At 41.0% G+C, this 23,978-nt stretch carries 23 protein-coding genes; 14 read left to right on the top strand and 9 right to left on the bottom strand.

The features are described 5' to 3' along the window. Positions 1–37 precede the first annotated feature (37 nt). Both mutM and GZH31_RS02595 read right to left on the bottom strand, forming a co-directional pair. On the bottom strand, positions 38–847 hold the full coding sequence (gene mutM / locus GZH31_RS02600; protein ID WP_036971121.1) for a bifunctional DNA-formamidopyrimidine glycosylase/DNA-(apurinic or apyrimidinic site) lyase: 810 nt from the start codon (positions 845–847) through the stop codon (positions 38–40). After that, a complete protein-coding gene (locus GZH31_RS02595; protein WP_075594452.1) occupies positions 840–1,349 on the bottom strand; it encodes a hypothetical protein in 510 nt (169 codons plus the stop codon). The genes mutM and GZH31_RS02595 overlap by 8 nt, the downstream gene beginning before the upstream one ends. A gap of 151 nt (positions 1,350–1,500) precedes the next feature. Between GZH31_RS02595 and GZH31_RS02590 the strand changes: the two genes are divergently transcribed. Further along, positions 1,501–2,427, top strand: a complete 927-nt coding sequence (locus GZH31_RS02590) for a manganese-dependent inorganic pyrophosphatase (RefSeq protein ID WP_036971127.1) — start codon at positions 1,501–1,503, stop codon at positions 2,425–2,427. Between the two features lie 75 nt (positions 2,428–2,502). Here GZH31_RS02590 and rlmB read toward each other — a convergent pair whose 3' ends face one another. Both rlmB and rnr read right to left on the bottom strand, forming a co-directional pair. After that, the gene (rlmB, locus tag GZH31_RS02585; RefSeq protein ID WP_075594453.1) at positions 2,503–3,249 is read right to left on the bottom strand and encodes a 23S rRNA (guanosine(2251)-2'-O)-methyltransferase RlmB; all 747 of its coding nucleotides are present in this window, start codon (positions 3,247–3,249) and stop codon (positions 2,503–2,505) included. Between the two features lie 14 nt (positions 3,250–3,263). Further along, positions 3,264–5,729, bottom strand: coding sequence for a ribonuclease R (rnr, locus tag GZH31_RS02580; RefSeq protein WP_180311347.1), 2,466 nt, complete (start codon positions 5,727–5,729; stop codon positions 3,264–3,266). A 181-nt stretch (positions 5,730–5,910) separates the two neighbouring features. Between rnr and GZH31_RS02575 the strand changes: the two genes are divergently transcribed. From GZH31_RS02575 to queG, 7 genes are all read left to right on the top strand, one after another. After that, positions 5,911–6,759 carry a DUF350 domain-containing protein gene (locus tag GZH31_RS02575; RefSeq protein ID WP_227006840.1) on the top strand — a complete coding sequence of 283 codons (849 nt, stop codon included), beginning with the start codon at positions 5,911–5,913 and terminating at the stop codon, positions 6,757–6,759. Between the two features lie 16 nt (positions 6,760–6,775). Next, complete coding sequence (locus tag GZH31_RS02570; protein ID WP_075594455.1) at positions 6,776–7,594, top strand: hypothetical protein; 819 nt, start codon at positions 6,776–6,778, stop codon at positions 7,592–7,594. After that, positions 7,584–9,110, top strand: coding sequence for a polyamine aminopropyltransferase (locus GZH31_RS02565; RefSeq protein ID WP_256719436.1), 1,527 nt, complete (start codon positions 7,584–7,586; stop codon positions 9,108–9,110). Before GZH31_RS02570 ends, GZH31_RS02565 begins: the two co-directional genes overlap by 11 nt. An 86-nt stretch (positions 9,111–9,196) precedes the next feature. Beyond that, entirely contained in the window at positions 9,197–10,063 is an 867-nt protein-coding gene (locus GZH31_RS02560) for a DMT family transporter (protein WP_075594457.1), read from the top strand. Then, on the top strand, positions 10,060–10,758 hold the full coding sequence (locus GZH31_RS02555; RefSeq protein WP_065978148.1) for a glycerophosphodiester phosphodiesterase family protein: 699 nt from the start codon (positions 10,060–10,062) through the stop codon (positions 10,756–10,758). The genes GZH31_RS02560 and GZH31_RS02555 overlap by 4 nt, the downstream gene beginning before the upstream one ends. A gap of 87 nt (positions 10,759–10,845) precedes the next feature. After that, complete coding sequence (locus GZH31_RS02550) at positions 10,846–12,063, top strand: methyl-accepting chemotaxis protein (protein WP_075594475.1); 1,218 nt, start codon at positions 10,846–10,848, stop codon at positions 12,061–12,063. 59 nt (positions 12,064–12,122) lie between these two features. Next, the gene (gene queG / locus GZH31_RS02545; RefSeq protein ID WP_257473672.1) at positions 12,123–13,274 is read left to right on the top strand and encodes a tRNA epoxyqueuosine(34) reductase QueG; all 1,152 of its coding nucleotides are present in this window, start codon (positions 12,123–12,125) and stop codon (positions 13,272–13,274) included. A gap of 35 nt (positions 13,275–13,309) precedes the next feature. On the opposite strand, the gene GZH31_RS02540 is transcribed toward queG, so the two are convergent. The 3 genes from GZH31_RS02540 to GZH31_RS02530 all read right to left on the bottom strand — a co-directional run bounded on the left by GZH31_RS02540 (position 13,310) and on the right by GZH31_RS02530 (position 17,030). Continuing rightward, a complete protein-coding gene (locus GZH31_RS02540; protein WP_036971147.1) occupies positions 13,310–14,437 on the bottom strand; it encodes a PleD family two-component system response regulator in 1,128 nt (375 codons plus the stop codon). Positions 14,438–14,456: 19 nt separating this feature from the next. Next, a complete protein-coding gene (locus GZH31_RS02535; RefSeq protein WP_180311615.1) occupies positions 14,457–16,406 on the bottom strand; it encodes an ATP-binding protein in 1,950 nt (649 codons plus the stop codon). Positions 16,407–16,517: 111 nt separating this feature from the next. Beyond that, positions 16,518–17,030: a GNAT family N-acetyltransferase gene (locus GZH31_RS02530; protein WP_180311346.1), complete on the bottom strand. Its 513-nt coding sequence runs from the start codon at positions 17,028–17,030 to the stop codon at positions 16,518–16,520. Positions 17,031–17,141: 111 nt separating this feature from the next. Here GZH31_RS02530 and GZH31_RS02525 point away from each other — a divergent pair, with 111 nt between their 5' ends. From GZH31_RS02525 to GZH31_RS02500, 6 genes are all read left to right on the top strand, one after another. After that, the gene (locus tag GZH31_RS02525) at positions 17,142–17,681 is read left to right on the top strand and encodes a glutathione peroxidase (protein ID WP_374027196.1); all 540 of its coding nucleotides are present in this window, start codon (positions 17,142–17,144) and stop codon (positions 17,679–17,681) included. 75 nt (positions 17,682–17,756) lie between these two features. Further along, entirely contained in the window at positions 17,757–18,038 is a 282-nt protein-coding gene (locus GZH31_RS02520) for a peptidylprolyl isomerase (protein ID WP_036971157.1), read from the top strand. Positions 18,039–18,099: 61 nt separating this feature from the next. Further along, positions 18,100–18,678 (top strand): glutathione S-transferase family protein, encoded by a 579-nt coding sequence (locus tag GZH31_RS02515; protein WP_036971158.1) that lies wholly within the window; start codon positions 18,100–18,102, stop codon positions 18,676–18,678. 17 nt (positions 18,679–18,695) lie between these two features. Further along, complete coding sequence (locus GZH31_RS02510) at positions 18,696–19,046, top strand: DUF2750 domain-containing protein (protein WP_036971160.1); 351 nt, start codon at positions 18,696–18,698, stop codon at positions 19,044–19,046. A 105-nt stretch (positions 19,047–19,151) separates the two neighbouring features. After that, positions 19,152–19,829 (top strand): hypothetical protein, encoded by a 678-nt coding sequence (locus tag GZH31_RS02505; RefSeq protein WP_065978154.1) that lies wholly within the window; start codon positions 19,152–19,154, stop codon positions 19,827–19,829. A 112-nt stretch (positions 19,830–19,941) separates the two neighbouring features. After that, positions 19,942–22,512, top strand: a complete 2,571-nt coding sequence (locus tag GZH31_RS02500; RefSeq protein WP_065978155.1) for a M1 family metallopeptidase — start codon at positions 19,942–19,944, stop codon at positions 22,510–22,512. A gap of 159 nt (positions 22,513–22,671) precedes the next feature. Here the strand turns inward: GZH31_RS02500 and GZH31_RS02495 are convergent, their stop codons facing one another. Beyond that, entirely contained in the window at positions 22,672–23,037 is a 366-nt protein-coding gene (locus tag GZH31_RS02495; protein WP_065978156.1) for a hypothetical protein, read from the bottom strand. Between the two features lie 64 nt (positions 23,038–23,101). Continuing rightward, positions 23,102–23,971 (bottom strand): hypothetical protein, encoded by an 870-nt coding sequence (locus GZH31_RS02490; protein ID WP_180311344.1) that lies wholly within the window; start codon positions 23,969–23,971, stop codon positions 23,102–23,104. Between the last annotated feature and the right edge of the window lie 7 nt (positions 23,972–23,978).

Here is a 23,978-nt window from a genome sequence, read left to right as displayed (position 1 = left end):
CAACGGGCGTGCTTTTTACTGCCTTATTAATACACGCTTATTTTTGGCAATTTGCACAAAACACGGTACTTCTTTGGCCTAATCTAATTTCTTTTAACGGCTCTTTACAGGTAACGCACGGCTCACCTTTGCGGCCATACACCAATAATTGCTGAGCAAAATAACCCGGTTTACCATCACTTTGCGCAAAATCTTTTAACGTCGTGCCGCCTTGAGTAATCGCCGCAGCTAGTGTGTCTTTAATTATAGGCACTAATTGTTGATAACGTTTTAAGGATACCTTTCCCGCTTCACGTTTGGGGTGGATCCCCGCTTTAAATAGCGACTCATTGGCGTAGATATTCCCCACACCAACAACCACGGCATTATCCATAATAAATTGCTTAACCGGTACTTTCTTGTTTCTTGATTGCTCGTAAACACGCTCAGCAAAAAAATCATCAGTAAGAGGTTCTGGGCCTAGCTTGGTCAGTAAAGTATGGCATTCGCCAGGTGCTTGCCATAAACATGCCCCAAAGCGGCGCGCATCATTTAGCCTAAGCGCTTTTCCAGACTCTAAAACAAACTCGATATGGTCATGTTTTTTAAGTGGTTCATCGGCATTCACAACGCGTAAATTGCCTGACATTCCCAAATGTAATATGACACTTCCACGCTCACAACCCAGTAATAAATACTTTGCTCTACGTTCAATCGAGGTAACTTTAAGACCTTGTAACTGATATACATCATCAGGCACTGGCCAGCGCATGCTGGCATTATGAATATTCACTTTAGTCACTACGTGGTCGAGCACATGCGGAGTAATCCCCAACCGACTTACTTCAACTTCTGGTAATTCAGGCATCTGTCATTCTCTTAAACGGATATAACGGAAATAACTGAGCGGCATCGGCGTGTTCAAGCGCAAATACACGCTGTAACCGCTTATCGAGTAGGTAGTAATTTCCTTCAATGGTATAAAGTTGATACACCGCAGGTAATTGCTCACCCGCTAACCACACTGAAGCAACATAGTTCGCTGATGTCTTCGAAAGCTTACTTACAGGTATACTTGCAAGATTGAGCTGTTGATGCTGCCACAGCTCAACTAATTGCTCTAACGCTTGTTCATCCCCGTGCCATGTTGTTTCTTGTAAGGTTTGACTACGCCAAGAAGTGCCAATTCGCTCAATTTTAAGTTCGGGAAATGCCATCGCCAAAATAAAACTTTGTTCAGGTAGCAGCGCGTGCATGCCGTCCTCTGCAGGTTGAGTATTGAGCTTTTTATGTAAACCATTGAAGAAAAAAATCATCAATAGCATTGAAATAATGACCACATTATTCCACGCTTTTCTGCTCAATCGCATGTGTATCTTCCTCTACTTTCAATACGTTAAAGTGTAACTAAAATTCTGGTTAATTGGCAGTTGTAATTGATCAACAAAATTTCATGTCTGTTATGTATCAATCTGTAGAGACTTTGCTAAAATATCTGCCAAATTTAAAGGAGTTCCGTCAATGTCAATGTATGTAGTGGGCCATAAGATCCCTGATTCAGATTCAATTTGCGGTGCAATTGCGCTTGCTTACTTAAAAAACCAAATCAATGAACCGGCCATTCCAACGCGTTTAGGTGAAATATCACCTGAAACACAATTTATCTTAGATAAATTTGGCTTCGAAGCACCTGAGCTTAAACTTAGCTACGCAGGTGAAGACGTTTATATCGTTGACCATACAGAAAAAACACAAGCACCTGATGACATCGATGAAGCACGCGTTGTAGGTGTAGTCGATCACCACAAATTAGGCGACTTAACATCATCAACACCTCTTGAGTGTTGGATTCGTCCGGTGGGTTGCTCAAATACCATTATTAAAATGATGTATGATTTTTACAATGTAGAAATCCCGAAAGACATCGCGGGCATCATGTTATGCGCTATTTTAAGCGACACCGTTATCTTTAAATCACCAACATGCACCACTGCTGATATTAAGTGTGTTGAAGCACTTGCTGACATTGCCGGTATCGAAGATTTCAAAGAACTTGGCATGGAAATGTTCAAAGTAAAATCTGCAGTAGAAGGCACGCCAGCTCGCGACCTAGTTATGCGTGATTTTAAAGACTTCAACATGAACGGCAAGCTAGTCGGTATTGGTCAACTAGAAGTCATTGACCTTGCTGTTTTTGATGAGATCAAAGCAGACCTTGAAGCTGACATCGTGAAGCTAAAAGAAGAAGGCGGCCGTCACTCAGTATTACTACTATTAACAGATATCATGAAAGAAGGCTCACAGATGCTGATAAGCTCTGATGACGTTGCTGTTATTGAAGCGGCATATGATGTTAAATCTGAGAATGGCAAAGTATGGTTAGATGGTGTATTAAGCCGTAAAAAGCAAGTTGTACCGCCACTACAAGACGCATTCGCAAAAATCTAATAGTCATTCGCGGTGCCGAATATAGATAAGTAAAAGCCGATATTATATCGGCTTTTTTATTGTCGAACGCAAAGATTAAAGCTGCGTCGCATTACGCTGACGTAATACCTCAAATAAGCAAATACCGGTCGCAACCGATACATTTAAACTTGATACCGTGCCTGCCATGGGTATTTTAACGAGTAGGTCGCAGTGCTCGCGAGTTAGACGACGCATACCGTCACCTTCGGCTCCCATCACTATGGCCATAGGACCTGTTAAGTTAGCATCAAATAATTCGGTGTCAGTTTCACCCGCTGTGCCAACAACCCACACACCTGCGTCTTTAATTTCACGTAATGTGCGTGCAAGGTTTGTCACTTGTACTAAAGGCACTGTTTCAGCGGCACCACAGGCTACCTTACGTGCTGTGCCATTAAGCTTTGCAGACTTATCTTTAGGCACAATAATCGCGTGTACGCCTGCTGCATCCGCACTGCGTAAACACGCACCTAAATTATGCGGATCGGTTATGCCATCTAACACTAACAAGAAAGGCGTGTCTTCGCGGGCAATGATTTCGTCGAGATCTTTTTCATTGTACATTCGCGCTGCTTTCACGTTAGCAATGATCCCTTGGTGCTGTTCACCATTGGCTTTGTTATCAAGTGCTTTGCGCTGCATAAATTGCACTGAAATACCGAACTTACGAGCTTCATCAATAATCGGGTTTAAACGCTTATCTTCACGCCCTTTTAGCGCATAAATTTCTAAAAAGCGCTCAGGCTCTTTTGCTAAAATAGCTTCAACAGAGTGAAAACCAAAAATTAATTCATTACTCACGTATTATTTGCTCCTCAGCTAGTACGTTTTCGGGCGTTCTTGCCCGGTCTTTTTGCCTTTTTGGTGGCTTTTTTCTTGCTCTTCTTCTTACCTGCTTTTACAACATCCGCTTGTTTGCTGTTAGGTTTTTTACGCCCTTTTGCATGAGAAGACTTGCCACGCTTTGCATTATCTTTTTCTGAAGATTTAGGGTCTGAGCGACTATCATCCCCTTTTTTGCCAGGGATGTTCCCTGCTTTTAACTGTGCACGAATACTCGGTTTTGCAGGTGCACTTTGCGCACGGCGTCGCGCATAGCGGTCTTGCGGTACATCACCAGCAAACACTAAATTAATTCGACGCTCATCTAAGCTGACAGACGATACCTGAACCGTCACTTTATCGCCTAAGCGATGAACCGTATGAGTTTGCTCACCAATAAGACAGTGTTTTGCATTGTCATAATGGAAGTATTCATTGCCAAGATTCGTTACGTGGATCATGCCATCTATTTGTAAGTCGTCTATGCGAACAAATAAACCAAAGTTAGTGACCGATGAAATAACCCCGCCAAATTCATCGCCAACATGGTCTTGCATAAACTCACATTTAAGCCAATCGGCGACTTCACGGGTCGCATCATCTGCGCGACGTTCAGTGGTTGAACATTGCTCGCCTAAAATATCAACTTCATCATTACTGTAAGCATACTCGCCCGACGTTTGTTGGCCTTGTGCTTTTAAAACAGCTTTAATCGCACGGTGCACAACTAAATCAGGGTAACGGCGAATTGGCGATGTAAAATGCGCGTAAGCAGGTAACGCCAAACCAAAGTGCCCAATGTTGTCTGGTTGATACACAGCCTGTTTCATCGAACGTAATAACATGGTTTGAATTAACTCGGCTTCAGGACGGTCACCTAGTTTTGCAAGTACATGTGTTATTTCTTTTGGTGTCGGCTCATCTGACAATGTTGACTCAATGCCCAGTTCAGATAAAAAGTTTCTGAAAAAACCAAGCTTTTCAGCATCAGGTTCATCATGCACACGATAAAGTGCACTGGCCTCATGTTTTTCTAATAAACGAGCTGCCGATACATTCGCCAAAATCATGCATTCTTCAATGAGCTTATGCGCATCATTACGCACCACAGGGACGATTGATTCAATTTTTCGGTGAGCATCAAACACAAAACGCGTTTCTAGCGTTTCAAACTCAATTGCACCACGCTCTTGGCGAGCTGCTTTCAGTGCCATGTACATTTGATGTAAATCAGTTAAATGCGGCACCATTGGCGCGTATTCTTCGCACAGCCTTTCATCACCTTGCAAAATTGCATGCACTTTAGTGTAAGTAAAACGGGCATGTGAATTCATCACCGCTTCGTAAAACTTATAATTCTCTAAGGTGCCCTGCTCAGATACGGTCATCTCGGCAACCATACATAAGCGATCAACATTGGGGTTTAATGAACACAAACCATTTGACAACACCTTCGGCAACATGGGGATCACTTGCTCAGGAAAGTACACTGAATTACCGCGTTCTATCGCTTCTTTATTCAGTGGCGTGTTCATACCAACATAATGTGATACATCAGCAATCGCGACCCATAAACGCCAACCACCTGATGGTTTTCGCTCACAGTAAACGGCGTCATCAAAGTCTCGTGCATCTTCACCATCAATTGTTACTAATGGTAAATCACGTAAATCGACTCGGCCTTGCTTTGCTTGCTCATCAACAAATTCACCTAAATGGGCAACTTGCTTTTCAACGGCTTCAGGCCATACATGCGGAATATCATGGTTTCGAAGTGCTACTTCAATTTCCATACCGGGGGCTAAATGCTCACCCAATACTTCCGTTACTTTACCCACTGCATTCATGTGACGACTTGGGTTTTGCGTGATCTGAACTTGCACCATTTGATTATGGCGCGCGCCATTCTCACTGCCAGGCAGTATCATGATATCTTGCGTGATTCGCGGGTCTTCGGCAACAACCACCGCAATGCCATGCTCAACAAAATAACGACCAACAATCGGGGCGCGCTCATTCGTTAACACTTTAATGATACGCGCGTCGCATTTACCACTGCCGCCTTTGCGATTGCCTTTAGCAAGCACAATGTCGCCATGCAGCACCATGTTCATCTGGTGTTTTGCGATAAACCAATCTTTATTTTCGCCTTCAACTTCTAAAAAGCCGAACCCATCACGATGGCCAACTACTTTGCCTTTCACAAGGCCTGATTCATCAATCAACGCGTAGCATTTAAATTTATTGAAATACAACTGACCGTCACGCTCCATAGCGCGCAAACGACGTTTAAACGCAATTTGGCGTTCAGTGTCATCCACGTGTAATTCGTCACAAAGTTGTGTGAAGTTTGCTGGTTTAGCGCGAGATTCTAAGTGAGTAAGTATAAACTCACGGCTAGGGACTGGGTTTTCGTACTTTTCTTGTTCTCGACTGAGATTGGGATCCTGTTTTGTCATTCACTATCTTGTTAGTTGGTTATGTTGTTATTTTAACCCATAACCACGCAATGAGACAGGCAAATGCTATGAAACTTTTAAGAAATTAACTAAATATGCCAAAAATAACACGTTGATATTCTTCGCAGTAAAGAGTCTGTGGTAATATTTTCTGAAAATAACAACAACCTAACAAATTTATATGGATATTAATTTAACCCACTACCTTGCAGCAATGGCGTACAACAGCGCATACATCGCTCTTTTTATCGCGATAATTGCACTCGCTAAGCTGTCGTATAACTTAGCAACCCCCTACAACACCACAAATCAGTTAACAGATAATGCCAATACAGCATTAGGTTTATCAATTGGTGGCTATTTGGGCGCTATTACGATTATTTATGGGTTTGTACTAGCAGGACCAAGCAAAGGCCTACTGACCGACTTAATTAATGTATCGCTGTATAGTGTACTCGGCATGGTGTTATTAACATGCTCACGCTTTCTAAATGATAAGTTACTGCTGCGTTTATTCTGCAACCAAGAACAGTTAATTAATCGACAAAATGAAGCAGTTGGCTTAGTACAAGCTGCTAATTACATGGCTGCAGCCTTAATCATTGGTGGCGCTTTAACGGGTGAAGGGACGTGGTTATCAGCCATTGTATTTTACGCACTCGGACAGCTTTTGCTGATCATGTTTGCTAAAGGCTATGATCACCTCACTGCTTTTGACCTGCATGAACAGCTTGAAAAAGGCAATAAAGCTGTAGCGATGAGCTTCTCAGGCACCATGTTAGCGTTAGCAATCATTCTGTGCCATGCCCTGCTTGGTGGCTTTCATACTTGGCAACAAAGTCTTAGTTTATTTTTTATTGATGCGTTGTTTGGCTTCTTAATCTTGCCGATCGTACGTTACTTGGTTGATAAAATTATCTTCAGTAAAATCTCTCTTGACCAAGCTATGCATGACAATAATACCGCTGTTGCCGTTATCGAAAGCAGCATCGCAATAAGTGTTGCAGTGATTATCACGATCGCTATTTAAGCTTATTGGAGTAAGGATGAGCATCTATAAGCTTTTTACTATCGCGTCGATTGCTTTTTTAAGCTGTTTTTTGATACGCGCAGACCTTCAAGAGCCTCTGCAAAATGGCCAATATGGCAACTTCAAAGAATATGATGGCCAAGATAAGCCCTATTTATTTAATGTTCCTGAAGATGGCCAAATGATGCGTTTCGAGATCAAAGGCCGCTTACCTTTGAACTCATGGAAAGCCATCGATATTGAAATTTTTGATCCTGAAGGTAATTACCTATTCAGTTATTCTGATGAACTATGGGCTGAAACGGGTCGAGATTCAGAAGGTAAATGGACCGAGTACCGAGAGAAAGTTCATCACGAGGTGCATTTTCCTAAGAAAGGCCAATACAGTGCTTATGTTAGTAGCAGTTTTGGCCCAAACACACGTGCAGAGCATTTTAGTTATTCGTTTCGCATCATTCCGATTAAAGGCAATAGCAACATATTATTACCCTTTATGTGGCTATCAGGAATAGTAGCGGGCATGTGCATTTTTGTGGTTCTACATCGCTTTGAAGCAGAGCGTGAAGGCTCTGATATTACATATAAGCCAATTAATAAATTAAACCCCGAAGCCATAAAAGCCATGGAAACCCGTGTCGCCGTTTGGCCTATCGTGCTGCTTTTTTTCACCCCCATTGGTCTTGCCTCTATGTATGCTTACAGCAAAAATAATGATGAACGTGATTGGCTTATGTATTCTCTTTATCACAGCAACATCACGGTAGATAAACAATTACGAGAACAGAGTATTGGCAGCCCAGGTTTTCGCTCTCGAGGCGGTTCTGGTGGAAAGTAAAACAATCCGTGAAAGCCATATTTTACTGTTTAGTATTTTTGTTGCGGGTCTGTGCTCTATTATTTATGAGCTATTAATTGCCACAACAGGGGCTTATTTTTTGGGTGACAGCATCACCCAATTTTCTCTCACTATCGGCGTTTATATGGCGGCGATGGGCATCGGGTCGTATTTTTCGCGCTTTGTCCCTGATAACCCCTTATTGGTGTATTTTATAGCCTTTGAACTAGTGCTCGCATTGTTAGGCGGGCTTAGTGTTCCCCTTCTCTACTTTGCTTACGCATACTCTTTGCCGTTACAGGCAATCAGTGTCATATTAACCACATTAATCGGGGTGTTAATTGGTTTAGAAATTCCGCTTTTAAGCCGTTTGATGGAAAAGCACTACGCGTTAAAAGCCAATCTTGCCAATGTATTATCAATAGACTACTTTGGCGCCCTACTGGCGACCTTGTTATTTCCTTTTCTATTTTTGCCGTGGTTAGGTGTATTTAAAACGTCACTTAGCTTTGGCTTAATGAATCTCAGTATTGCACTGTTATTACTGTGGTATTTTGTAGACCATATAAGCCGCAACCGACGGAAAATACTCAGACTAACGCTTGTATTAGTCAGCGCAGTATTAGGATTGAGTTTATATGCCAGTCAACAACTCACACATCATTGGCAGAGCCAAATTTATGATGATCGCGTGGTTCACTCAGCACAAACGCCCTATCAGCAAATCGTTCTAACGCGCCACAAAGATGACATTCGCCTCTATTTGAATGGCGGTTTACAATTTTCTTCGATAGATGAATACCGTTATCACGAAGCGCTTATTCACCCAGCGATGGTGAGGCACGGTAATGCAAAACGCATTTTAATTTTAGGGGGCGGTGATGGTCTTGCTGCCAGAGAGCTGCTTAAATACCCACAACTAGAATCCATTACCCTTGTTGATTTAGACCCTAGCGTCGCAGAGCTTGCTCGATCTAACTACAATCTTACAGAGCTTAATCAACACTCGCTCAGTAACCCTAAAGTCACGGTGGTTCATCAGGATGCATATGTATTTATAGAACAAGATAAAACGTTGTTTGATATTGTTTTTATTGATTTGCCAGATCCTAAAGCAATCAATTTAGCTCGATTATATAGCCAACAATTTTACCAACGAGTAAAACGTCGCTTACCCGACAATGGAATCGTCGTAACGCAAGCTACCAGCCCGTTTTTCGCAAAACGCGCATTCTGGTCAATTAATAATACGATGAGTGCAGCAGGCTTTGCCCATACTTTGCCTTATCACTTGAACGTTCCTTCATTTGGTGAGTGGGGGTTTGTTATGGCATGTAAACTTCAATGTGCTAATCATCAAACACTCAATGTAGATACTCGTTACTATCGGCCAGAAAATGATGCACAGCTATTTATTTTTACGCCAGATATCAGTGCAAATAACGAAAAAGTCTCGACCCTCGATGAGCCCAATGTGCTGCACTATTATTTAAAAGGCTGGAAACACTGGAACTAAACCAATGGATTAGCCCATAGGATGGTTTACAAAGCAAAGGATTACCGTTAAAAAGAGAGTTAAGTATAATAATAACAAGGGTCGCAATGCAGGCGCACAAACAAAGTCTTATGTACTTACACATTGCAGTGTTGCTATTTGGTGGAACTGCGTTGTTTGCCAAGCTCATTAACTTAAGTGCATTAGACATTACCGTATACAGAACAGGTATTGCCGGTTGTGCCTTATTGATCTTACTTTCTATCCAAAAAAAGGCGATTAAACTCCACTCTCGCCGTGATTATCTTATTGCTCTATTACTCGGGGTGACAGTCGGTATTCATTGGTTAACCTACTTTGCAGGAATGCAATTAGCCGGTATTGCTGTTGGCATGATTGCCTTTTTTACTTACCCCGTGATCACTGTATTTTTAGAGCCTCTTTTTCATGGTCGTAAACCGCAACTGAAAGATATTATTAGCGCTGTAGTGGTGATGTTCGGTATTTACTTACTCATCCCAGATGCAAGCCTTGGGAATGATGTTACGCTTGGCATTGCGATCGGTATTTTATCAGCCTTCTTTTTTGCTTTTAGAAATATTATTCATAAGCGTTACTTTAGCCAATACGGTGGCCCACAGACCATGCTTTATCAAACGTGGATTGCCTGTATTATGCTGTGCACCTTCCTTGAAGTACCGCCATTACAAGTTGATACAATTAATTGGCTGCTATTGATCACCGCTGGGGTTATTTTTACAGCAGCGCCGCATTCACTTTTTGCTGCAAGTTTACAACACTTATCAGCCTCAACGGCTGGATTAATTTCTTGCTTGCAACCGCTATACGGCACGTTTTTGGCTTTTTTAATTTTGCATGAGCAACCAACAATAAGCACAATTATGGGGGGCGTTTTGGTTATAAGCGCCGCTTTTTATGAAACATGGTCAGTGACTCGGAAACACACGCAATGATAAAAGTATTCGCTCACAGAGGTGCCAGTGGTACCTACCCAGAAAATACCAAAAGTGCCATATTAGCCGCTGTAGATTTGGCTGTTGACGGTATTGAAATCGACGTACAAAGCTGCCTTGATGATTATATGATTATTCATGACACATGGCTTGACCGGACCACATCAGGTCGCGGTAAAGTGAATGCCTGCAGCAAAGCCCAAATTCAACAGTTCGATGCAGGTAATGGCGAAATAGTGCCAACGCTACAGCAAGCGATTGATTGGGTTAATGATAAAACACTGCTCAATTTAGAACTCAAACATACCTTTTCACTTGATAAGTTTGTAGAGCTTATTGAATCAAACATTAGCACTGGAAAGTTATCAAGAGATAATCTTTTAGTCTCATCCTTTGATCATCATCAACTCATGTGGCTCAAGCAAAAGTTACCCTGGGTGAAGATTGGCGCGTTAACCGCATCAATTCCTATCAATTACAGTGAGTTTGCGCAAAAGCTGCATGCCTACAGCATTCATATTGATAAAAACTTTATAAACCATGAGTTTGTTGCCGATGCCAAACAACGTGGACTTAAAGTCTATGCGTATACGGTCGATAAGGTAGAAGATATCGAGTTAATGCTTGATTATGGCGTGGATGGAATTTTTACTAATTTCCCATGCCATACACAAATGACACTGCAGTCGCTGTGACTCAAAAAGAATAAGCTATACTGTGTCGAATAACGTGGAATTAAATAAGACTAAGAAACGCCCGACATGAATCAACATAACACCTCAATGAGTAGCTATATGCGCATTTATAATTTTATCGAACAAACTTTCTTTTACACCTTAACGCGTAAAATTGTCGGTAACTTGGGGTTTGTGTTTGCCTTTCAGGTCATTACTTTAATTTGGCTTTACAGTAGCTTATCTGAACAGCAAGCAAGCACAGGGCTATTCTGGCTCATGACACTCGTTATTGTTGGCAGTTTTATTTTCACACTTTTTTATATGCGTTTTTTAATTGTGCGGCCCGTACAGGCTATGCGCGATACTTTAGCGCAAATTAATCGTCATGATGCTGACTTATCGGCAAAACTCCCACACTTTACCTTTGATGAATTTCGCGATTTAAGCGAGCAATACAATACTTTTACATCTCATCTAAGCCAGCTACTGGCCACCACATACCAAAGTGCGCAAGCCAGTGCCGATAGTAGTTCAAAAATGACAGAATCGATGCAGCAAACAGCGAAGCTTAGCCATCAACAAATTACGTTTAGCCATACAATTACCGATGCAAGTAATCAAATTACGACAAGTTTAGAGCATATCTCTGCAAACACCGACAGTGTTCATACGGTTAACAGTGAGCATCTAAGTTTTGTACAACATTCAGCTGCGGAACTATCTACTCTGGTAAAAAAAGTGGCCATGATCAGCCAAATTCTTGGCAACTTTTCTGCGACCGTGTCGGGGTTAAAAGAAAACAGTGAAAATATTCGTGCTATTTTAAAAATGGTTGAAGAGTTTTCTGATCAAACAAATTTGTTAGCCTTAAATGCCGCCATTGAAGCTGCACGTGCCGGTGAAGCTGGCCGAGGGTTTGCGGTTGTTGCTGATGAGGTTAGAACTCTTTCTGTAAAAGTGAACGATGCAACCCGTCAAATTAGCGACTTTATTAATCAAATGAATAGCTTGGTAAACGAAACAAATAAAGAGTCTGAGTTATTAATTAGCCATTCAAGTGAAGCTGAAACAGCCATTAGCAATACCTCGGCAGGGTTTAGCAACATGCTGAATGAGTTTGAGCAAAATCAACAGCAGCTGCAACAGATTGTTAGTGCTGTTCATTTACTAGAACAAACACAAACTCAAACACACCAAAGTGTCGAGCAAATTGTGGCGTTAGGTGAGCAAGCGAAACAGCAAATAGATGAATCCCTTGCTGATTGTGAGCAATCACATTTACTTAGCCAACAAACCCAACAACAGCTAAAACGGTTTGTTTAATGGGCGTTGAAACGCTTTTAATTCTAAGCTTTCTTTAACTATGATAAAGTAGCCATTCCTTGGCTACTTTTTTATTCACCGTGACAACACCTATCGATTACCAGCAACTCGCGCAGCAAATTAAGCAATGGGGTAAAGACCTTGGTTTTGCAGAAGTCGGGATCACCGATATTGATCTCACTCAGCACGAAGCCCAGCTTCAACGTTGGTTAGATTTGGGTTACCACGGCGACATGGAATACATGGCTGCGCATGGGATGAAACGTGCCCGTCCAGCAGAATTAGTGCCGGGTACTCAGCGTGTTATCTCGGTTAAAATGAACTACCTTCCACCCGATGCCAGTTTTGCTAAAAACCTCAAGCAAACCGAAAAAGCGTACATAAGTCGCTATGCGCTAGGTCGCGACTACCATAAGCTCATTCGTAATCGCCTCAAAAAATTAGGCCAAAAAATAGAACAACAAGTAGGTCAGCTAGGATTTCGCCCATTTGTGGACTCTGCGCCAGTCCTTGAACGACAATTAGCAGAAAAAGCAGGGTTAGGCTGGCGTGGAAAACACAGCCTTCTGATAAATAAAGAAGCGGGGTCGTGGTTTTTCTTAGGCGAGTTATTTGTTGATATTCCACTGCCTATCGATAACGAGAATACCTTTGAAGGCTGTGGCAAGTGTGTGGCGTGTATTACTCTGTGCCCGACAGGTGCGATTGTTGAGCCGTATGTAGTCGATGCCCGTAAATGTATCTCTTATCTCACGATTGAGCTGCAAGGCCCTATTCCTGAAGAGTACCGTTCATTACTTGGTAACCGTGTGTATGGCTGTGATGACTGTCAACTCGTGTGTCCGTGGAATCGTTATGGACAAATAACCGATGAAGCCGACTTCCATCCTCGAACGCAATTAAAAGATCAAGACTTACTCACACTCTTTGCATGGGATGAAGCCACATTCCTAAAAAACACTGAAGGCAGCCCGATTCGTCGTATTGGCCATGAGCGCTGGCAAAGAAATCTAGCGGTTGGACTTGGTAATGCTGACTATAGCGACACAATTATTATCGCGCTTAAAAAGGCGCTTCAAAGTGCAACGCCACTGGTCGCAGAGCACATAGAGTGGGCGCTTTCACAACAACAGAACAAGCGTCAGCTTAAATTACGTAAAACCGCACGTTTGATTCGTATTGTTGAAAAAGGCTTACCACGAGATGCTTAAAGCGCGGCCAGTACCGCGCGTACTCAATGAGTATGTCATTGTTTTAATAAGACCGATAAATCGTTTTCAATCTCTTTAAATGCGGCCTTTACTCCCTGCACTGACTCTTCACGTGCTACTGAGTTTTGAATGGTTTCATCGACTTTTTGATAAATAAAGATCTCTTGGTCTTCGTCTAATCCCATTGTGGGTATTCGTTGTTCCAAATCCTCTTGTAACTGTTTAAACACCGCTTCGTTATTAATACGATTGTCATTCAAAAGCTCTATGAGCCCCTTAAACTTACTGTGTACTTTAGACACTGCGTCATTCAGTTGCTGTTGCTGTTTAACCAGTTCTTTTTTTGTAATTATCGCTTTAAGCTGCTGCTCGGTCACACTCACTAAAAAGCAAATGTGGTCACGAATACGGCCATGTTTATCGGGATCTTGTTCTGGCATATTCAAAATGAGTAAGCTAATCATTTCATAATTTACTAAAATTCGACTCGAAAATTCATGTAAACGGCCTTTGTTTTTAAGCATTTCAAATAGCTCAACAACAATGGGCGAACAAACACCTGACACTGAAAAGTGCTCTAGACCCGATGCTAAGCGAAATTCAACATTACTTTGTAAGTCAAATGCGCTTAAACAATGAAGTAATGCTTTACCCAACTCTTTTTCATCATCAATTAAACCGATATGCTCGATATAATTAACAATTTGGCCCATTTCACTACTGTTAGCCATTGCATTAAAGGCTGTTGATGTGGCGTCTTCCACTTGTTGTTCAAGCATTTCTTTTTCGATCAGTACTTGGTTTAAGTGTTGTAGCTTGAGCTTTAATTCATCATGCCCAAAAGGTTTTACAATATAATCTTCAGCCCCTACAGAATACCCTTCCATACGCTCTTCAACCGTGCCTCTGGCCGACACAAACATAACGATTATTTTTTCTGTATTCGGGTTTTCTTTTAACTTTCGGCATACTTCATAACCACTCATTTGTGGCATGCTAACATCCAGCAAGATAACTTGTGGATCAAACGCTTCAACAACATCTAAACATTCTGGACCGCTGTTGACCATTTTCAGCTCAAAATCGAGTTCTTCGAGGATCTCTTCAATTATTTCTAAGTTAAATGGTTCATCATCGACGGCTAAAATTCGCTTCAAGGCCATGTCTAGTTCTTCCGTTTTGTTAATTAAGCTTCATAGTTTGCTCTTCAGTCGCTAAATGCTGAGGCAAATCTATATTCAAAGGTAATCGCACTAAAATTGTAGCGCCCCCATATTCGTTGTTATGTGCGGAGATAGTGCCTTGGTGTAAGCTCACAAACTCCCGACAAATAGCTAACCCAAGGCCTGTGCCTCCTGCGCCACTATTGGTTTTGCTACTTTGTTCAAACTTGGCAAATACTTTTTCAAGTTCACACTCTGGAATACCAATACCACGGTCAACAACCGCTACTTCAGCGATATTATTTTGCACTGATAACTGAATATCTATCTCGCTGAACGGTTCACTGAATTTCAGCGCGTTTCCTAATAAATTGCGCATAATTTGATTGATCTGTTCTTCATCACAATCCAGAACGATATCTTGCCCAGTTTCCAGTAGACGAATCATTATATTTCGCTCAAGTGCTGTGCCAGACACATCATCAATACTGGTTTTTATAATGTTGATCAGATTGTGTTTTTGAGGGTTAAATGGAAACTTGCCAACATCCAATTTAGATAAGTCGAGTAGGTTATTAAGCAGCGATAACAACCGCTCTCCACTTTGATCTATCCGCGATAAATACTTGTTTAACTTATCTTTATTTAGATCGTCATTTGCAACTTTTTCAAGTCCAAAGCGTGCAAAACTTAAAATAGAATGCATGGGAGTTCTTAACTCATGAGACATATTAGCTAAAAACTCTGATTTACTCAGATTTGCGGCCTCGGCAACGTTTTTAGCATGCTCAAGTTGTGCAGTACGCGCTTTAACTTCTTCTTCGAGCATGTCTTTTGCTTCAAGCAGCAAGTCTTCTTTTTCTTTCAGGTGGGTAACATTTTTAAAGATAACCGCCAACGCAATTTCACCATGGTGATCTATTTCGTTAAACGAGCCTACCAGAGGAACCTCATTGCCGTTTTCTTTAAGCAGTCTTAAGTCACAGCTAAATTGACGATTTTTATTCAGGGTGCTTATTTTATCTTTAATACGGTTTATTGAAGGTGTATCAAAAAAGTCAAACACCGAGCAGTTTTCAAACTCTTTAAGCGGTTTTTCAAATAACAGTTCACAGGCATCATTGGTTTCAATAATTTTACCCGTGCGATCAAACAATATAATCGCATCAGGAGTGTGTTTAAAAATAACCCTTAACAGGCTGTCTTTTTCTATGAGGGCATCAACAGTATTTTGTAAACGCTCAACTAACTCTGCGTTGTGGCGTTTAAGTAGCTCCGTTTGCCACAATTTATGAACCGACTGTAATAGGCTATTATCATCAACGGGCTTAACCAGCACATCTTCCACCCCCTGGCGAATCGCTTCAATCATCGAAACCTGTTCAGGCTTTGAGGTATACAGTAAACAACGGCTGTTAGGCTGCGTCCCTTTCAGCTTGTTAAACAACTCAAGTCCAGTGCCATCTTCAAAGGTAAAGTCGCTTATTAATAAATCAATGCTGTGTTGATTTATTATTTCAATAGCTGAAAGCTTACTCCCAGCTTTAAAGGTTTTAATGTGCGCGCCTTTTAAGTTTTGAGTAATTTTTTCTAATCGTTCTGGGAGATGGTCAACAACCAATACCGTGGGCAGCTTTAAGATGTTGTCACTACCCAGCTCTAACACCCCTTCTAATAAAGTGCTAATTTCTTTGTTTGCAAAAAATGGGTAAATAACCACTGAATTAGGCAGCAAGCGATTAATTTCACTGAAGTGCTCGAGTAAATCACTACGCTGTGCTTTGGGTGCAAGCAATAAAAAATTCTCTTGCGAAAACACCCCACTCAGTTTCTTTATAGTTTCTGTCGGCACACTATGAGAAGCCGCAACTAAATCAAATTCTTGAGTTAAAACAGTGTCATCTATCATCGAAAAGTGCAATAACTCGACTTTACAGCCAATCAGTTCCAATAACACTTTTACGCGCATTGCTAAAACACTATTACTATCGACAATTAATATTCTTCGCACAGTACACTAGGCTAAAATTAATGATAATTACCTAATTAGAGTAGTCGAAAAAAAACAAAGTCACTAAATTTACACTGCTTTTTTTATTACTTTAAGATCTAAGTGCTTACCTAAAATAACGAGGCTATATGCTTTATCATCCATAATTGCAACTTCAGGCAGTTCTCCCCAAACCTGATAATCAAAACGATTAAACAGTTTAATGCTCGGCAGGTTATGACTAAAAATAAACGCTAGCAAAACTTTTATATTAAGCGTTTTGGCATGCTCCTCTGCAAACGAAAGCAACGTTTTGCCTAACCCCTGCCCCTGAGCGTTTGAGGTAATATATATACTAATTTCGACTGTGCCATCATACGCTGGACGCCCATAAAAAGATTTATAGCTGAGCCATGCAAGTACTTTCGATTTTTGCTCATACACAAAAATCGGCCTTTGTTCTGTATGGGCTGCGAACCATGCTTGTCGCTCAGCCACCGTTACCTCTTCGGTATCTGCGGTTACCATACGCCCAGGAATTGTTTCGTTATAAATAGCGACAATCTGTGTTAAGTCGTGTTCTGTTGCTGTTCGAATAGTCATAAATAACTGAAATTAAATGATCACTTTCTCGCATATTAGCGTATATTCATCACAAATAACTAGCAGGAAATCATTATGAATAAATATGCTTTGTTACTCTGTGCAAGCCTTATGTCTACTCATCTTGCAGCAGAATCTCCCCCGTCAATTCCAGACCCAGTCGCAGAAACTCAATGTGATGACTTTACCAATGTAACGCTGCGTAAATTACGCTCAAAAGAAAGTGTTAATCTTTGCGAATTTAAAGGTAAGCCATTGCTCATAGTGAATACCGCAAGTAACTGTGGGTTTACGCCACAGTTTGAGGGTTTAGAAGCAATTCATAAAGAATACAAAGACCGTGGTCTCGTTGTTCTTGGTTTCCCTTCTGATGACTTTTTCCAAGAAGAAGATGACGAAAAAGACACCGCAAAAGTATGCTACATTAATTACGGTGTTACCTTTACCATGTTCGCTACCAGCGCGGTGCGTGGTAGTGACGCAAACCCAATTTTTAAGCACCTAAACGAAGCAACAAGTTCACCTAATTGGAACTTTTACAAATATATTGTTTCGGCAGACCGTAAAACGGTTGAGCGTTTTAACAGTAAAACCAAACCAGAATCAAAAGCTATGCGTGATGCGATTGAAGCGCAGTTAGCTGCAAAATAAATTTAACCTTTCGTTCAGCAAATATTGAACTAAACTCATTATTTAATTTAGAAAAACACACAATGGGGAGTTATTATGGCAGTAGCCAGCGCAAGACATATACTCGTAGACAGTGAAGCACAATGTCTAGACCTTAAACAACAAATTGAACAAGGCGCAGACTTTGCAGAACTCGCGCGTACTCACTCAAATTGTCCTTCAGGCCAAGATGGCGGTGCGTTAGGTGAGTTTGGTCCGGGCATGATGGTTCCAGAATTCGATAAAGTTGTTTTTTCAGCGCCAATAAATCAAGTGCAAGGGCCTGTGCAAACTCAATTTGGTTATCATCTACTTGAAGTAACTAGCCGAACAGACTAACTTCATAATGAATCGTTAAAAGCCGCTTTCGCGGCTTTTTTTTTTGATAGGAAACTAATCTATGAAACTGCTTGGTTCAACAACTTCACCGTATGTCCGCCGGATACGAATGTGGGCACTGAACAATGATATTGCGCTTGAGTTTATTAATTTAGATATTTTTTCACAGCAAGATAGACACACTATGATTGCACACAATCCCGCTCGAAAAATTCCGGTATTAATTGATAATGGTTTTAGTGTATGCGATTCAAACTCAATTATTCGCTACTTATTAGAAAAGTCAGATCAACCTTTATTGAGCTGGCAGCAAGAAAACCTTTTAACCATTATTAACGCCTGCAATGATTCGCTCGTTGAAATGCTACTGTGCCAGCGCTCAGGATTTGATACAAAAGACGATAAATTGTTCTTTAATTTACAAAATGAACGAATTGCTGAAACATTGCGCTATTTAAATAGTCATTTATCTGAGCCTGCATTTAAAAGCTGTGAATACCTCAACATCAGTTTATACTGCTTGCTAGATTGGATTTGCTTTCGTGAATTAACTGATTGGAGTCAACTCGAGAATTTAGCGGACTTTTATCAACAATTCTCAGCAAAAGCAGCTGTAAAACACACAGATCCACGAAATTAATGATAAGGGTTAAGCAAATGAGCGATATCGAAATAGAATCAGAATTAGTTAACTTTGTTGAAAAAGTACGTTTAAACGAGTCTATGTGGGCACTTGGTGCCGAAGATGGTGGTTTTGTTGTGTGTGAATCAAACCAATTTAGCGACACCGATGTGTTGTTGCTATGGGGCACAGAAGACGCTGCAAAAGCACAATGTAAAGACGAGTGGAATGACTATACACCGGTAGAAATTGGTTTAGACGAATTTTTAGATGAGTGGGTTGAAGACTTAAACGAGGATGATGCGCTCGTTGGTCTAAATTGGAACGACGACCAAGTATGCGTCGAAATAGAGCCTGTAGGTCTTGCTAAGGCCCTTTGCGACTAACTATATTGACAGCAAATGGTACTGTGGTTACAGAGTGCCATTTGCTGGAAACTTTACATTTCTCAGGTATACTCTTCAAGACATCTTTATTATCAAGGTATTAGGTTGAAGTCCCATCTCGGTCGTAGGCCCTTTTCGGCCATGGAGTTACATACCCTGTATACTGGTTACATCTTTAGTGATCAGCTTTTGCCCCGTGAACAAGCAAAACACTGGCATTTTTGGCTTCCTCTTTTTGCTTATTATACTGGCGCTTACAGTGATGAAATTGGCCATCTCACCCTTGATGATATTGTCACATTATCAGATGTGCGTTGCTTTCACTTTCATACCCACGGCAAGATAAAGTCACGCTTTGTGCCGATTCATGATGCCTTATTCGCAGCAGGGCTTGACCCATACCTAGACTTTTTAAAAGCACAAGGGCATACCCGCTTAATGTTTGACTTACCTTCTAAGTCAGGACGTTACAGTGAAAAAGTCCGTATTTGGTTTTCTGGTGAAGGTGAACGAGCTGGTTATCTACAAAAATGTGCCATTCCCAATGTTGATCAACAAGGGATGAAAACGGCTATCAGCAGTTTAAGACTCAACTTTGAACAACAAGTGCGTATTCATGCAATACAAGCTAACAGTAAAGATGCGTTTAACTATTTAATGGGCTTTAAAGAGTTTTCAGGCTCTTTATTTAACGATATGTCGTTGCTTAACGGCATTCTACAAAATGTGAGACAAATTAATCCACAGTTGCACTGGCAACGCTTCATTGAACGCCATCATTAAATTGACAAACTTTGTTACTAACTAATTATTACTGTTCAATTTAAAACCTGATAGCATGGAAGACAGCACTCAAAGTCAGTGCCTTTCTAACAACAAAAAATCAGGGATACTTATGTTCTTAAAAAGCCTATTAACTGTGAGTGTTGCACTTGCGGTTAGCTCAGCCCATGCCAATGAATATGTAATAGAAAAACTAGCAAAACCTAGCTCACAACAGGTAGAGCTGACACTTGATCCTGCTAAAGACACTTTTTCTGGCCACACTGAAATTGCCATCGAAGTACTCAAAGCAACGAACTATATTGAATTAAACGGTATTGATTACGCGGTCAGTATGGCAAAAATTCTAGGTGACGAAAATTGTGACCTAAGTGCAGACATGCTGAAAACAGGCAAAGTAAAATTTTCGTGTGATGAAAAAATCCAACCTGGAAAGTATACGCTAACGGTTGATTTTACTGCGCCTTATAACCGCCAAAGTGTGGGCTTATATAAAACGCTTGATCAAGGTACTCCCTATTTATTTACTCAATTTGAAATGAGTGATGCACGCCGTGCCTTCCCTGTTTTTGACGAACCGAGTTATAAAATTCCATTTCAGTTAACGATTACTGCACCGACAACACAAAAAGTGTATGCCAACACACCGGTATTAAAAACCACGGTCAATGGCGATATGACAACACACTATTTTGATAAAACGCCTCCTATTCCCTCTTATCTTGTAGCAATGGCGGTCGGTCCTTTTGAAGAGCTAGAAATTAAAGGCATGCCAATTCCTGGCAGAGTATTAACGCCACAAGGTAAGATTCATCTTGCGGATTACGCCAAAGAAAATATGCCTCGCGTTCTCAAAGCACTGGAAGATTACTTTGGTATCCCTTACGTTTATAAAAAATTAGACTCGGTTGCAGTGCCTGAGTTTCCATTCGGTGCAATGGAAAATGCTGGTCTTGTAACTTATCGTGAAGACATTCTATTAGTTGACTTAGCGACCGCGACTCGTAGCAAAAAAGAACGTAATGTATCAATCATTGCACACGAACTTGCACACCAATGGTACGGTAACCTTGTTACCATGAAGTGGTGGAATGATTTATGGCTAAATGAAGCATTTGCAAGCTGGATGGCGGCAAAAATTACGGCACAAATTAATCCTGAATTTGAATCACACTTAAATTTACCGCAAAACTATGTGATGGCATTAGATGCACGCTTAAGCACGAAACCCATTCGTAAACCGATTAAAACTGAAGCTGATATCATGGATGGCCTTGGCCTTGCTTACAGTAAAGGGAGCGCGGTACTGTCTATGGTTGAAAACTGGATAGGCGAAGATGCTTTCCAGCAAGGTATTCAAGCCTACTTGAAAAAATTCTCGTATAAAAATGCTGAAGCAGCTGACCTGTGGCAAGCATTAGGTGAAGCTTCAAATAAAGATGTGGCGAGTGTATTAAAGTCATTTATTGAGCAATCTTCTTTTCCACTTATCAAAGTAACCCAAGACGGTAAGAAAATTACCATCAGCCAGAGCCGTTTTGTGAATGCAGGTGTTGAAGCCCCTGCTCAACTGTGGAACGTGCCTGTTGCTATAAAATATGGTGCAGGTGACAAAGTAAAAACAGCTAACTTGCTGCTAAACAAAGAAACACAACAGCTAACACTTGATTTTGAACCTGAGTGGATTTACCCAGATCAAGGAGCTATGGGCTATTACCGTTGGTTACTAGACGATGCGCAGTTTAATGCCCTGCTAGATAACGCAGCTGACAAATTAACAGTCCGTGAGCGTTTGGCACTCCTTTCTGCCGCTGACTCTTTACTTGATGCCGGTGTTATTTCTGCTGCCCGCTTAATGCAAACCCTAGAAACATTTGTGAGCGATGCACACCCACTTGTAGCGAATACAGCATTGGGTTACTTAGCTTCGCAAAAACGTGTTTTTGAAGACGATAGCAACCGCGACTTATGGCCTAAGTTTATCCGTAAGAGCATTGCTCCTGCCGCGAAGCAATATGGCTTAACAGCCAAAGCTGATGAAGATGCTGCAGTATCTCAGCTACGAGCGCAAGTGATCAGCCGACTAGGTTTTGATGGTGAAGATCGCAAAGTCATTGATACGGCTAAAGCACAAGCCGCACTTTACTTAAACAATCCTGAAAATGTTGACCCATATTTAGCATCAACCTACTTAAACCTTGCAGCTTATCATGGTGATGAAAAACTACTCGCGAAGTACAAAGAAACGTTCAAAACCACTAAAGATCCGCAAGTACGCACAAAAATGCTTGCTGCAATGGGTTATTTTGGTAAACCAGAGCTACAAAAAGCAGTCCTTGAGTACAGCCTAACTGATGAAGTAACGGCCTCAGATATGCGTACTTTATTAGGGGGTCTAAGTTATGGTAAAGAACGCCAAGCGTTGTTCATTGATTGGATTTATAACAACTACGATGCCATCACTAAAAACTTACCGCCATTTTTTGTACCGAACTTACCGTTTTTCACAACGGCAAGTTGTGATGCTCAAAGCTTAGCCACAACAAAAACCTTCTTCACTGATAAAATCTCTGAAGTACCAGGGTATGAGCGCTCACTCAGCAAGCTTGAAGAAAGCGTCAATGACTGCCTTTCGCTTAAAAAGCGCGAGCTGGCCTCGGTGAATAGTTTTCTTAAACGTTAACAGCACAATGTAAAAAAGGGTCACACTGTGACCCTTTTTTATTAACTCTTAACGAGTCCGCACTTATAGCCGTGTCTGTCATTAACTTATAATGCAATTAACCAACTGCGTTCATTAAAATAGCGACACTATTATTGCGTTAAAATTATTGCGTTAAAATTATTGCGCTAAAATTTTATTAAATTGCTTAATAAACTGTTCTGCCGCTAACACTGAAGTAACTTTAAATGCGAGCCCATAATGAATAGGCTGGGCACTTTTATAAATACGTGTAGGAAAACGTGTCATTTCACTGCTATGGAAATAATCTTTAATGCGAGAGATGCCGTCCAATGCTTCAAAGTCGTCACTAAACACCTCAAAAACAGGCCTAATGACTAATTTAGCCTGCCCGCTTTGTTCATGCACATAAAATGCTTCTTTGGAATTAGCGGGCATAAACTCATTAATATTTTTTATTTTAAAGTTACTACGACAGCCAAGTTTTATCAGTTGTTCAGTAAGTTGTTCTGCAGAGAAAGACAAATGCGCGCCTATTTTAAAACGAGAAGTAGTAGCCACATTACAGTAATCCCTTAAAAAGCGTTACTTATTTATCACAAACAAAGGCAAGTTTCTTATTATGGTAACTCAAACGTGTTATTTTGGTTTCACAATAAGACGTTAAATCTAACCATTGAGAAACAGGCTCTGGATTCATTAAATCTCGCTTATAAACGCGATTATTAATCGCATAAATAACCGTCTGCTCATCCAACAAAGTGAAATCTTGTAATTGTGCCGGTAGACGTAAAATATCTGTTACTTGCTCAAATTGGGGTGTAAAACGCGCCAGCCAATGTTGCTTATCTTTGTGGTAGCTAAATAAGTAGCTATTCGTTTGCGCATCAAAAAGTAAGGTTCGGCCAATGGCATTCGCAACGACCTTCGGTTTAGCAGCTGCAACCGTGGTATATTGTAAGGTATGTGGTTCGCCCAAAATAAACATAACAAGGTCGTTGTCGGCGCCCCATGCATGGTAACCTACAGGCTCAATCCACTCGAAGATACGCGCAGCAGATTGTTCACCCTGCAACGGATATTGCCAGAGCTTTTGCTTACCATCTTCTTCCACAACGATGGCTGACAACGCCTGCTTGTTAGGCATTAATGTGGGTGAATATTCGCTAACCGCAGAGTGCGTTAAATTTGTTGCTTGCTGAGTTGTAAAATTATAGAAATATAAATCTGTTTGCGATTGTCCATCATCGCTAAGCACCTCATGCGTGTAATAAAGCCCCTCATCAATTAAGAACGGTTGGTTATTGTAACTTTTATTATCCGTAATTCTTGTTACCTTCATACCATAAGGGGTCTCAAGATCAGCCAGTAACACTTCGCTTTTAGGCATAGCTGCGTCCGCTTGGCTGCTTAAAAACGCTCCAAATGCGCCAAAAAGGAAAGAGGTAAGTAATCTCATTATGTTC

Origin of the sequence: Pseudoalteromonas sp. JSTW, from assembly GCF_013423925.1 — a bacterium.
Lineage (GTDB): Bacteria > Pseudomonadota > Gammaproteobacteria > Enterobacterales > Alteromonadaceae > Pseudoalteromonas > Pseudoalteromonas lipolytica.
This window is presented reverse-complemented; position numbering and strand designations above follow the sequence as displayed.